Annotated in this window: 10 protein-coding genes; 6 read left to right on the top strand and 4 right to left on the bottom strand. The window is 70.1% G+C overall.

The window, feature by feature from the left end:
• Window positions 1-2: 2 nt before the first annotated feature.
• Window positions 3-773 (bottom strand): GspE/PulE/PilB domain-containing protein, encoded by a 771-nt coding sequence (locus tag KGD87_RS08475; RefSeq protein WP_502888010.1) that lies wholly within the window; start codon window positions 771-773, stop codon window positions 3-5.
• A 104-nt stretch (window positions 774-877) separates the two neighbouring features.
• On the opposite strand from KGD87_RS08475, the gene KGD87_RS08470 reads away from it, so the two are divergent.
• Window positions 878-1,708: a hypothetical protein gene (locus KGD87_RS08470; RefSeq protein WP_284666956.1), complete on the top strand. Its 831-nt coding sequence runs from the start codon at window positions 878-880 to the stop codon at window positions 1,706-1,708.
• A 15-nt stretch (window positions 1,709-1,723) separates the two neighbouring features.
• Here the strand turns inward: KGD87_RS08470 and KGD87_RS08465 are convergent, their stop codons facing one another.
• A complete protein-coding gene (locus KGD87_RS08465) occupies window positions 1,724-2,971 on the bottom strand; it encodes an ArsB/NhaD family transporter (RefSeq protein WP_284668601.1) in 1,248 nt (415 codons plus the stop codon).
• Between the two features lie 121 nt (window positions 2,972-3,092).
• Between KGD87_RS08465 and KGD87_RS08460 the strand changes: the two genes are divergently transcribed.
• From KGD87_RS08460 to KGD87_RS08450, 3 genes are all read left to right on the top strand, one after another.
• A complete protein-coding gene (locus KGD87_RS08460) occupies window positions 3,093-5,510 on the top strand; it encodes a DEAD/DEAH box helicase (RefSeq protein ID WP_284666955.1) in 2,418 nt (805 codons plus the stop codon).
• A gap of 15 nt (window positions 5,511-5,525) precedes the next feature.
• Complete coding sequence (locus KGD87_RS08455; protein WP_284666954.1) at window positions 5,526-6,971, top strand: ribonuclease H-like domain-containing protein; 1,446 nt, start codon at window positions 5,526-5,528, stop codon at window positions 6,969-6,971.
• A 118-nt stretch (window positions 6,972-7,089) separates the two neighbouring features.
• Window positions 7,090-7,575, top strand: a complete 486-nt coding sequence (locus KGD87_RS08450) for an FKBP-type peptidyl-prolyl cis-trans isomerase (protein WP_284666953.1) — start codon at window positions 7,090-7,092, stop codon at window positions 7,573-7,575.
• An 82-nt stretch (window positions 7,576-7,657) separates the two neighbouring features.
• Here KGD87_RS08450 and KGD87_RS08445 read toward each other — a convergent pair whose 3' ends face one another.
• On the bottom strand, window positions 7,658-8,635 hold the full coding sequence (locus KGD87_RS08445) for a hypothetical protein (RefSeq protein WP_284666952.1): 978 nt from the start codon (window positions 8,633-8,635) through the stop codon (window positions 7,658-7,660).
• A complete protein-coding gene (locus KGD87_RS08440) occupies window positions 8,635-9,555 on the bottom strand; it encodes a bile acid:sodium symporter family protein (RefSeq protein ID WP_284666951.1) in 921 nt (306 codons plus the stop codon). Before KGD87_RS08440 ends, KGD87_RS08445 begins: the two co-directional genes overlap by 1 nt.
• 188 nt (window positions 9,556-9,743) lie before the next feature.
• Between KGD87_RS08440 and tesB the strand changes: the two genes are divergently transcribed.
• Window positions 9,744-10,613 (top strand): acyl-CoA thioesterase II, encoded by an 870-nt coding sequence (gene tesB / locus KGD87_RS08435; RefSeq protein WP_284666950.1) that lies wholly within the window; start codon window positions 9,744-9,746, stop codon window positions 10,611-10,613.
• 157 nt (window positions 10,614-10,770) lie between these two features.
• On the top strand, window positions 10,771-12,147 hold the full coding sequence (locus KGD87_RS08430) for a DUF1552 domain-containing protein (protein WP_284666949.1): 1,377 nt from the start codon (window positions 10,771-10,773) through the stop codon (window positions 12,145-12,147).
• Window positions 12,148-12,192: the final 45 nt, after the last annotated feature.

Raw genomic sequence — 12,192 nt, 5'->3', positions numbered from 1 at the left:
CGTCAGCGGACCTTGGCGAGGTAGTCGTCTCGCGTCACCAGGCCGCGCGTCTCCAGGAGCTCCAGCATGGCCCGCAGCGAGCGGGCCTGCTGGGCCACCATCCGCTCCAGCCCCGCCACCTGCTGCGTCAGCTCCTCCACGCGCTGGGTGAGCTCCGTCTCACGGCCGGGCTGCGCCAGGGCCGCCGAGGAGACCGCGCGCACGGCCAGGGACAGGGGCGCGCTCTCGACGGGGGGCGCCAGCTCGAAGGTGGGCTCGTCCATGCCGAAGGACAGCGGGGTCGCCGTCGTGGAGGTGACCTCCCCGTGGTAGTGGCGGCGGATGGCGCGCTCGATGGACGAGGCGCTCGCGACGACCACCTGCAGGCGCTGGCCGCAGTGGAAGGCCAGCTCCTGGAAGGCCTCCACGTTGGTGGGGTCGGCGGTGGCGACGGTGAGCGTCTTCGCGGCCGGGTCCGCGGCGATGGGGAAGACGGTGTAGCGCTCGGCGATGTCCACCCGGAGCGCCTGCAGCACCACCGCGGACGGCGTGTGCTGCTCCAAATCCACCGTGGGGATGGCGAGCTGCCGCGACAGCGCGTGGACCATGGAGCTCTCGTCCACGAACCCCATCTGCACCAGGGTGAGGCCCAGCTTGCCGCCCCATTTGCGTTGTTCGGCGAGGGCGGAGCGGAGCTGGGTCTCCGAGAGGAGCCCGGCGTCCATGAGAATCTCCCCAAGCCGGCGCTTGCGGCCAGGGAGCGAGACAGAGGGTGTGACAGGCGGCTGTTTCACGGCCGTGAAGCATATCAGTCAGTCGGGCACGACCGGAGGCCCACCAACACCCCGGAGGCCAGGGAGGAGCGTGAGGGCACGGAATGGGGTAGAACCGTCCCTCCATGACGCGACGGATACTGCCGTTTCTCGCACTGCTGCTGGTTTCGGGCTGTGCGTCGCAGCGCCTGGCTGGCGCGGACCTGGACCGCGTCCGGCGTCCGGCCTTCATCTCCCGAATCAAGGACGGGGCCGGCCCCAAGAGCCACGTGTTCCGCGAGGACTCCGCGTACCGGAACAAGCTCAAGAAGCTGGAGCCGGTGGAGGCGGACCGGCGGCTGACGGTGAAGCTGCTCCAGGCCGTCACGCGCTTCGAAATCTCCGAGCGCCTCCGGGTCACCACGTTGTCGCAGCTGCCGCGTGAGTTCCCGTGGACGCACGTGGTGGACCCCGCGCAGGTGGCCTCGGTGCTGGAGAGCTTCCTGGTGGAGGAGGTGCCGGCCAACGCGCCGGACTACGACCTGGTGGCGTCGCTGGGCGCGGACACCATCGTCGAGTTCGTCATCGAGGACTACGGCATGCGCAGCGATGACGGCCGCGCGGGCGCGTACCTGCGAGGCTATGGCCGCATGTTCACCCTGGACGGGCGCACGGAGGTGTGGCGCCGCCCGTTCACCATGGACCATGTCGCCGAGGGCAAGGCGCACCTGGACCCGTTCAAGGTGGGCAAGGACCCGTCGCTCTTCCGCGAGGCGATGACGGCCATGCTGGACGACGTGGCGCGGCTGTTCGTGAAGGACCTGACGCCCACCGACCGCGGCGGCGCCCCGCCGGCCCGGGCCTCCTCGGCGAAGTCGGACGTGGTTTCCGGCAAGGCGGGCGCCCCGGCCCCCGAGGCGACGAAGCCTCCGGAGGACGGGCTGGCGCCCGGCGAGCTGCCGGACCCCGACCCCTGAGTCCCCCGGCCTTCTTCAGAACAGCGCGTGCTCCACCAGGAGCACCGTCAACCCCACGACGAAGCTGACGAGCGTCACCGGGAGGCCCACGCGGAGGAAGCGGAGGAAGGTCATGTTGACCTTGCCGCGCGCGGCCTCGAACACGATGAGGTTGGCCACGCTGCCCACCAGCGTCAGGTTGCCCGCCAGCGTGGAGCCGAGCGCGAGCACGTGCCAGCCCAGCTCCACGTCGTGCAGCGTGGGCACCCACGTCCGCGCCAGCATGACGAAGGGCACGTTGCTGAACAGGTTGGACGCCACCAGCGTCAGCCCCGCGAAGCCCAGCGTCTCCCGCAGGGGCGGGCCCGCCATGAGGGGCGCGAACAGGACGCGGATCTCCTCGGCCCAGCCGTGCTTGTTCACGCCGTAGACGACGACGAACAGGCTGGCGAAGAAGAGCAGCAGCACCCAGTCCACGCGCTCCAGCGCCTCGCGCGGCTCGCGCCGGGACAGGGCCATGACCAGGGCCGCTCCGGCCAGGGCGCTCCAGCTCATGGGCAGCCCGGCGAAGAAGGCCACCACGACCCCGGCCAGCACCACCAGCGTGAGCACCATGAGGCCCTGGTCCACGGGAGGCGGCGGCGGCCTGGGCTCGAAGCGCTTCGTCGGCAGGTCGTGCCGGAAGAGGTACAGGAGCCCGGCGGCGACCACCGCTGTGGAGAGCAGGGCGGGCAGGGCCATGTACGCGGCGAAGCTGGCGTAGGACAGCCCGGACGCACCCTGGATGAGCATGTTCTGCGGGTTGCCGGTGAAGGTCGCCACCGAGCCGCTGTTGCTGCCCATGCACACCGCGAGCAGGTACGGGGCGGGCGGCAGGCGCGCGTCGTCCACGGTGGCCAGCACCAGCGGCGTGAGCATCAAACACACGGTGTCATTCACCAGGACCGCGGACATCGCGGCCGAGATGAACGTCACGGCGAGCAGCAGCCGCCGGGGCGTGTGGGCCTTGCGCACGGCCCACGCGCCCGCGGTCCGGAAGAAGGCGGCCTGGGACATGTACGCGGCCAGCAACATCATCCCCAGCAGGAGGACGATGGTGTCCGCGTCGATGGCGTGTTGGTTCGCGTCGGCGCTGTGGTTGAAGACCTCGGCGGGCGTGACGACGCCGGCGACGACCATCAGCACGGCGCCCAGCAACGCGCCCCCGGGGCGATCCAACCGCAGGTACGGAAGCCGCGCACCGGCGATGAAGACGTAGGTGAACAGGAAGATGGCGAGGGCCACGGCGCGGCACACTAGTGGAGCGCCCACGCGTCCGCCTCCGCTTGTTTTAGCTGGAGGTCAAACCAACGAGGCGCGCTCCCGCGTTGTTTGCCTCGGTATACGTCTGTACAGTGCCCGGCCCATGAAGCCAGAGAAGGAACCGGGCGCTTTCGGAGGGGCCCGTCGCACGCCGTGGAACGCGCCTCGCGGGCTGGACGCCGTGCTGGAGGGGTGGCGGGCGGACCGGCAGCTTCGCTCCTGCTTCGTCCTGGATGAGGCCACCCCCGCGCGCGCCGGCGTCTTCGCGCCCATTCCGGAGGACGTGGCGCCCCAGGTGCACGAGGCGCTGGAGAAGCGGGGCATCCAGCAGCTCTTCTCGCATCAGGCGGAGGCGTACCGGCTGGCTCGGGCGGGCCAGAGCCTGGTCATCGCCACGCCCACCGCCTCTGGCAAGAGCCTCTGTTACAACCTGCCGCTGCTGGACCGCTTCGCGCGGGAGCCCCAGGCGCGCGCGCTGTACCTGTTTCCCACCAAGGCCCTGTCCAGGGACCAGGAAGAGTCCCTGCGCGCGCTGATGCGCGAGGCGGGCCTGTCCCACGGCGCCATCACCTTCGATGGGGACACGCCCGCGGATGCGCGCCGGGCCGCGCGGGAGCGCAGCGGCGTGCTGCTCACCAACCCGGACATGCTGCACACGGGCATCCTCCCGCATCACGCGAGCTGGGCGCGCCTGTTCTCCAACCTGCGCTACGTCGTCATCGACGAGCTGCACACGTACCGGGGCGTCTTCGGCTCACACCTGGCCAACGTGCTGCGCAGGCTCCAGCGCGTGGCGCGCTTCCACGGCGCGGACCCGGTGTTCGTCGCGGCGTCGGCCACCATTGGCAATCCGGAGGCCCACGCGCGGCGGATGCTCGGGCGAGACGTGACGCTGGTGTCGGAGAGCGGGGCGCCCTCCGGCGAGCGCCGCGTCATGGTGTTCAACCCGCCCGTGGTGAACGCGGAGCTGGGCATCCGGGCCAGCTACCTCAAGACGGCGGTGCGGCTGACGGCGGACCTGGTGCGCGCGGGCGTGTCCACGCTGCTCTTCGGACAGTCGCGCAACAACATCGAGGTGATGCTCAAGTACCTCCGCGACCGCTTCGTGGAAGAGAATCTGGACCCGGCCCTCATCCAGGGCTATCGCGGTGGCTACCTGCCGGGCACGCGGCGCGCCACGGAGGCGGCCCTGCGCGCGGGTGAGGTGCGGTGCGTGGTGGCCACCAACGCGCTGGAGCTGGGCATCGACATCGGCTCGCTGGACGCGGTGGTGTGCGCGGGCTACCCGGGTTCCGTGGCGGCGCTGATGCAGCGGTTCGGCCGGGCAGGGCGGCGCGGTGAGGGGAGCCTGGCGCTGCTGGTGACGTCGAGCGCGCCGTTGGATCAGTACCTCGCCGGAGACCCGCGCTACCTCGTGGGCTCGCCGGTGGAGCACGCGCGCATCGACCCGGACAACGTGGAGATCCTGGTCCAGCACCTCAAGTGCGCGTCCTTCGAGCTGCCCTTCGAGGAGGGGGAGCCCTTCGGGGACGTGCCGCCGGAGTCCACCACGGAGGCGCTCGGGTTCCTCGCGCAGCATGAGGTGGTGCACCCCACCGTGGGCGAAGCGGGCCGGCGCGTGTTCCATTGGTCCACGGATGCGTATCCGGCCAACCACGTGTCGCTGCGCAGCGTGGGCTGGGACAACGTGGTCATCATCGAGAAGGGGACGGACCGGACGCTGGCGGAGATGGACTTCCGTTCGGCGCACACGATGCTGCACGAGCAGGCCATCTACCAACACGAGGCCGAGCAGTATCAGGTCGAGCGCTTCGACTACGAGAACCACAAGGCCTTCGTGCGGAAGGTGGCGCCGGACTACTTCACCGACGCGATGACCTACGTGCGCGTGCACGTCATCCAGGAGGACCAGGCCGCCCCCATGGGCCCGGACCTCCAGGCGGGCATGGGCGAGGTGAGCGTCATCGAGAAGGTCGTGGGGTACAAGAAGATCAAGTACCACACGCATGAGAACGTCGGTTACGGCGACGTGGCGCTGCCGGAGATGCAGATGCACACCACGGCGCTGTGGCTGACGGTGCCGGAGACGGTGGTGCGTGCCATGCGCGCGCCGCGGCCGGCGGTCATCGACGCGCTTCGGGGCCTGACGACGGCGCTGCGCACGGTGGCGTGCGTGGGGTTGATGATTGACCCTCGGGATATCGGCAAGACGCTTGGAAGCCGGGATGACGCGGAGGGGCCGCCGCGCAAGGAAGGGGGCGTGGGCTTCGACCCGACGGTGTTCCTGTACGACAACGTGCCCGGCGGCGTGGGGCTGGCGGCGCGGCTGTACGATCAGCGGGACGAACTGCTGAGCCGTGCGCGCCGGCTGCTGGAGTCGTGTCCGTGTGAGGATGGCTGTCCGGCGTGCATCGGCCCCGCGGCGGGTGCGATGCCGGGACAAGCGCCCGTGGACCCGCATCCACGCAAGCGACTGACGCTCGAAGTGCTGTCGGCGCTGGGCATCGCGGGCATGCAGTAACCGGGAGGCGCGGCCGTGGACCTCAAGCGGAAGCTGGCGCGCCTGACGAGCGTGGGCCCCGGGGGCAAGTCACCCCCGAAGCCCCCAGCGGCGGAGCCACAGGCCGAGCCCGCGTCTCGGGCCGAGCCGAGCGTGCCCGATACGGTGGCCACGGCGGCGCTCCCAGTCACGGCCTCACCTCCATCCGCCCCGAGAGATCCCCGCATCGACAGCCTGCGGCGGATGCTGTCGGACTGGTCGGAGCGCCAGGGCGTGGCCGCCGCGCGCCGGGGCACGCCACCGCCGGCACCGCCGGGCCCGCTGCCCGTGGAGTCCCGCGCCACGGCCCACGGCACGGTCCACGTCTCCGAGCGCATCCTCGCCCCGGAACACCACCACGGCTCCGCGCCCCTCGCCGCGGCCCTGGACGTGGAGGGCGCCCTGGTCGCCAGCCTCGCGCTGCACGCGGACCTGGCGGGCGTGGACTTCCAGCGGATGCTCTTCCTGGACACGGAGACCACGGGGCTCGCCGGAGGAACCGGCACCGTGCCCTTCCTCGTCGGGCTGGCGTGGTTCGAGGGCCGCTCGCTCAAGGTGCACCAGCTCTTCCTGCGACGCCTGGGAGAAGAGGCCCCCATGCTGCGCTCGCTCGCCGAGCGCATGGCCGACTCCTCCTGCCTCGTCACCTTCAACGGCAAGAGCTTCGACTGGCCGCTCCTGCGCACGCGCTTCGTCCTCAACCGCGTCCCCGCGCCGGCGGAGCTGCCCCACCTGGACCTGCTCCACTGCGCCCGCCGCGTCTTCAAGCACCGGGGCGCCGGCACGCGGCTGGTCCACCTGGAAGACCAGGTCCTCGGCTTCCGGCGCGTTGACGACGTGGACGGCGCGCTGATTCCCGACCTGTACTTCCGCTACCTGCGCGGCGGGGACGGCTCGGCGCTGACGCCCGTGCTGGAGCACAACGTCAACGACCTCCTCCTCCTGGCGGCCCTGCTGGGCGAGCTGGTCCGCCGCTTCCGCGCGGGCGGCCCAGGCGCCTCCGTGCCCCGGGACGCGGACCCTCGCGATCTGCTCGGCTTCGCGGGCGTGGCGCTCCGGGCTCGCGACTACGAGCGCGCCCAGGCCTTCGCCCGGGCCGCGGCGGCGGGGGACACGGGCGCCGTGGGCATCGAAGCCCTGACCCTGGCCTCGCGGCTGTCACGCAAGGCGGGTGACGCCCAGGCCGCGGCGGCGCACCTGCACCAGGCCCTGAAGACGGCCCAGGGCTTCCAGGCCGCCACGCTGCACCTCCAGCTCACCAAGCTGTACGAGCACGGCCTCAAGGACCTCGCGCGGGCGCTGCACCACGCGAAGCTGGCCTCGGCGGCGGAGCTGCCCGTGGACCACCACCGACGACTGCTTCGCCTGGAGACACGCCTGGCTCGGAGCACCCGGGCGGCCTCACTGGACCTGGGAATGGGGAGCCCTCGCTCGGGGACCTGAGCATCCAGGGCTTCCGCACCACTGGAATCGGACAGTCGGTCGGGGAGGGACGCTCGCCCCATTGTCAGACAGGCACATGATTGAGGCACGCGCCACGGCCGTGCGCTATGAGGGCCTCATGAAAATTACCAAGGACAGCGTCGTCTCCATCGATTTCCGCCTCCATCTCGGCGACGGCAAGGCCGTGGACGAGAGCGAGCCGGGGGAGCCGCTCGTCTATCTGCAGGGGCACGAGGAGATCGTGCCGGGCCTGGAGAAGGCGCTGGAGGGCAAGTCGCGTGGCGACACCCTCCAGGTGACGGTGGGCCCCGACGAGGGCTACGGCGACTACGACGCGGAAGGCATCGAGGAAGTCCCGAAGACGGAGTTCCCGGAGGGCCTGGAGCTGGTCGCGGGCGGCGTGCTCAGCGCCACCGACCCGGACGGGGACGAGGTGGACTTCTTCATCAAGGAAGTGAAGGCCGACTCCGTGCTGGTGGACTTCAACCACCCGCTGGCCGGCAAGACGCTGCACTTCGAGGTCACCGTGCGGGACGTCCGCGCCGCGACGGCCGAGGAGCTGGAGCACGGCCACGCCCACGACCCCCACGACGAAGCGCACTGAGCCAGGCGGGCGCCTTCGCGGGCTCACCCTTGCTTCAACGCCGGGCGTCTCCAAGGAGGGACGCCCGGCGGAAGTGTCCCGCCTAGCCGCCCAGGAAGTCGGACGTGAAGGCGAAGGCGCCCATCATGTAGGGCAGGGCGCCGCCACGGTTCGGGTGGTTCAGGTACCACGCGAAGTTCAAGATAATCGTCGGCCGGTTGAACGACGAGCCCTCGCGCGTATTCAACGAGTAGGCCACCATGGGGCCGATGCGCGTGTGGCTGTTGTCCACGTTCTGCGCTCCGCCCGAGCCATCCTGGTAGCGCGGCCACACCCCGCTGAAGCGGGCCCCCAGCGTGAGCTGCGGCGTCGTCAGCATCATCAGGTCGGTGTCATTGGTGAACACCCAGCCCCGGCCGGGGATGAGCGTGTCCAGCAGCGCGTCATAGAAGGACGCACCATTGCCCTCGCGCAGCGCCACGTTCCAGTACTCGACGGACGTCTTGCTCCGCACCACGAAGGAGCCGAAGCGCGCCTGGAGCGTGGGCTCCAGCATGTAGTGGTGCCCGGAGGTGCTGTACGCGTCGTCCAGCGTGAGGCCGCGCGCGTCGTCGGAGAAGTCCGACATCGGGTTGGTGTACGACTGGAGGAACCCGAAGGTGCCGAAGTACCGGACGTACTCATAGGTCGCCCGCAGGTTGAAGATGGCCAGCGGCTGGACCTCGAAGACGGGGCCAATCTTCACCGAGGCGGGGTTGGCCTTGATGGCGAACGCGCCGTTGACGAAGTTGTCGCGCGTCAACATGGACTCGCCGTCGAACATCCGCTTCTGGAGGATAAGCCGGTTCTGGGTCTCCATGCCCAGCGGGTTCCAACGCAGGAAGTTGATGTTGGCGAAATACAGACGGGTGTCGGGCCCCAACGGTGGGAGCGTGGGGGCCGTGGGCGCATCCGTGGGCTTGGGCGCTGTCTGCGGAGTCGACGGCAGGGCAGCGACTTCGGGCTCTTCGGCGGCGGCTGGCGCGGAGAATCCCAGGCAGAGCGACAGGGAGAGCACGGACAGCGGTCGACGCAGCGTCATCAAGACACCTTCTCGGGGAGTGACGTGGGGGGGCGGTGTGCAGCGGGGGACGGCTCATCCGCGTAGCGCCGGCTGACGTAGAAGCCGAAGGCCGCCGCGGTGAAGTACATGATGAGGCTGTAGATGGCCGGGGGAATGGCCATGGTCGAGTTCGCCAGCAGCGTAGGGCTGAGCGCGATGGCAATCGCAAGCATCCCGTTGTGAATGCCAATCTCCATTCCAATGGCAACCGCTTGCCGCCGGGGCAGGCGCAGGGCGACGGGCACGAAGTAGCCCACCGCGAGGCTCACCACGTTGAAGGCCAGCGCCGCCGGGCCCACCTGGCGGAAGAAGCTGAGCGCATTCGCGCGCTCCGTGTACACGGACGCCCCAATCACGGCGAGGAGGAAGAGGGTGGACAGGATGCGAATGGGCTTGTCCATGCGCTGCGCCACGGCCGCGCTGCGCGAGCGGATGAACATGCCCAGGCTCACCGGCCCCAGGACGATGAACACCACCTGGACAATCTTCGCGAACTGCATGGGGACCGCGCGGCCTTCGTCCATGAAGTGCGCCAGCGACAGGTTGATGATGAGCGGCAGCGTGACGAGCGACAGCGCGCTGTTCACCGCCGTCAGCGTGATGTTGAGCGCCACGTCACCGCGGGCCAGGTGGCTGAAGAGGTTGGCTGTCGCGCCGCCAGGGGACGCGGCCAGCAGCATCAGCCCCACCGCCAGCTCCGGCGGCAGACGGAAGGCGTGGGCAATGAGCAGGCAGGCCACCGGCAACACCAACATCTGGCAGCCAAGGCCCACCAGGATGGCGCGCGGATAGACAATGACCCGCTTGAAGTCCGCCAGCGTCAGCGTCAGGCCAAGCCCGAGCATGATGACAGCCAGCGCCAGCGGCATCAGCACCGCCGTGAACACATTTGCCTGCATTCGCCCCCCGGATGGAGTGTCCAGCGTTGAGCATCAGCGTCGCGCAGGAGGGCATCGCGCTTCAAGATCCCCCGCTCTCAAAGGTTGCGAAAAGCGGAGGCAACCCATGACGCTGTATGTCATTGATGCGCTGCGGCCAGGCGCTCGTTCCCCGAGACACCGGCCCCTGGGTCGATTAGGACAGGGCCATGAGCCGAGTCCTGGACGAGCTGTTGTCGCTCCTCAAGCTGGAGAAAATCGAGGAAAACCTGTTTCGTGGCCGGAGTCAGGACCTGGGGTTCCGCCAGCTCTTCGGCGGCCAGGTGCTGGGACAGGCGCTGTCCGCGGGGAGCCAGACGGTGCCCGCCGACCGCCATGTCCACTCCCTGCACGGCTACTTCCTGCGGCCGGGTGACGCGACGCTTCCGGTCGTCTACACGGTGGACCGGGTGCGGGACGGCGGCAGCATCACCACGCGCCGCGTCGTGGCCGTGCAGAAGGGCGAGCCCATCCTGACGATGATCGCCTCCTTCCATGGGGACGAAGAGGGCTTTGCCCACCACGCGCCCATGCCGGAGGTGCCGGGCCCGGAGGAGCTGGCCACGGAGCAGGAGCTGCTGAGCCGCCTGTCCGCCCGCATCCCGGAGGCCCTGCGGGAGAAGTTCCTGGGGGAGCGGCCGATTGAGATCCGACCCGTGGCGCCGGTGGATCCGTTCAATCCGGAGGCGAAGGCGCCCATCAAGCACGTGTGGTTCCGCGCCAACGGCAACCTCCCGGAGGATCCGCAGGTGCACCGGTACGTGCTGGCCTACGCGTCCGACTTCAACCTCATCAGCACCGCGCTCCTGCCCCACGCGGCCAGCTTCTTCCAGCCCCGCATCCTGGGCGCCAGCCTGGATCACGCCCTGTGGTTCCACGGGGACCTGAAGGTGAGCGACTGGCTGCTGTACGCCATGGACAGTCCGTGGGCGGGCAACGCGCGCGGCCTGTCGCGCGGCAGCGTCTACACGCGTGACGGCCGGCTGGTGGCCTCGGTGGCCCAGGAAGGGCTGCTGCGCATCCGCAAGCCCAAGGCCTGAGCAGCGGGGACGACACCCCCACCCGGGTGGGGGGCCAGCCCCTTGTCGTGGCCTCGGGAATCCACGAAGGTTGCAATTCCCCGGAACTCCTGACGACACGGTGTCGTGGCACCCTCGTTGCTCAGCGAGCCCGTGGCTCAGCCAACAAGGATCCCCCGTGCCGAAATCGAAACCCTGGGAGCTGTCGCGACGCAGTCTGCTGCGGGGTGCCACGGGAGCGGCGCTCGCCTTGCCCTGGCTGGAGGCCATGGCGCCCTCCCTGGCCCGGGCGCAAGCGTCCGGCGCGACGCCGCCGCTGCGCTTCGTGGGCATGTTCCACTCCGCGGGCGTCGTCCCGGACCAATGGTTCCCGGCGACGGAAGGCGCGAGCTACGCGCTGACACCCACGCTGTCCCCGCTGGCGTCGGTGAAGGATGACGTCCTGGTGCTGAGCGGCCTGCGGCTGGGCGCGTGGGACTACTACGAGCGCACGCACGAGGGCGGCCTCCGGATGATGCTCACCGCGTCCGAGCGCATCGTCGCGGGCGACACGGACTCCATCGACCAGGTGATCGCGCGCGCCACGTCGGCCCAGGTGCGCGTGCCGGCGCTCACGCTCGGCGTGGAGAACCACGGCGACTCCAACCCGGGTTGCCGCGACGCGAACGGGGATGGCTTCTTCGACCCGAAGACGTCGTCGTATGACGACATGCAGGACCACGGCGTGGCGACGTTCTCCCGCGGCCAGCGGCTGCCCAACGTCTACGACCCGCGCGTCATCTTCGACCGGCTCTTCGGCTCGCTCCAGGCCGAAGGCCCCACGGACGCGGAGCGGCGCCTCGGGAGGTACCGGCGCAGCGTGCTCGACCGGATGACGGGCCAGGCGAAGGCGCTTCAGGCGAAGCTGGGCCAGGCGGACACGCTCCGGCTGGATGCGTACCTCACGGGCATTCGCGAAATCGAAGTCGCCATCCAGAAGGCGGAGCAGGGCGCCCCGGCCGCCGCGTGCCCCCCGGGGGCGCGGCCGGTGGGCCTCCCCATGGAGGGCACGGCCTACGCCAACCTGATGTGCGACCTCATCGTGAAGTCCTTCGAGTGTGACGCCACCCGCGTCGCCACGCTGATGCTCGGCAGTTGCGTCAGCCCGATGCTGTTCACCGTCAACGGCCGGGCCTTCTCCCACCACGGCGAGGCCTCCCACCACGGCAACGACGCGGTGAAGGTGGCGGCCAAGCTGGAGATCGACCGGTGGCAGGTGGGCCGCTTCGCGCACCTGGTGCAGCGGCTGAAGGCGGTGCCGGAGGGGGAGGGCACGCTGCTCGACAACGTGGCGGTCTTCTACTCGAGCGACATCTCGCACAGCGACTGGCACAACCACTACGACATGCCGGTGCTGCTCGCGGGGCGCGCGGGCGGCGCCCTCCGGCCGGGCCGGCACATGCGGGCGCAGGGCAAGCGGTGCGGGGACGTGCTCCTCTCCATCCTCCAGGCCTTCGAGATTCCACGGGGCACCTTCGGACCGCTGGCACAGGGACCGCTGGCCGGACTGGCGTGAGGGAGCCGTGGCGCTCAGCGACAGCTTCCGCCACCGCTGCCCGGT

Origin of the sequence: Myxococcus sp. SDU36 (assembly GCF_030168875.1) — a bacterium.
In the GTDB taxonomy this organism is placed as follows: Bacteria; Myxococcota; Myxococcia; order Myxococcales; family Myxococcaceae; genus Myxococcus; species Myxococcus vastator.
The sequence above is the reverse complement of the archived record's forward strand: the minus strand, read 5'-3'. Positions and strand labels throughout refer to the sequence as shown.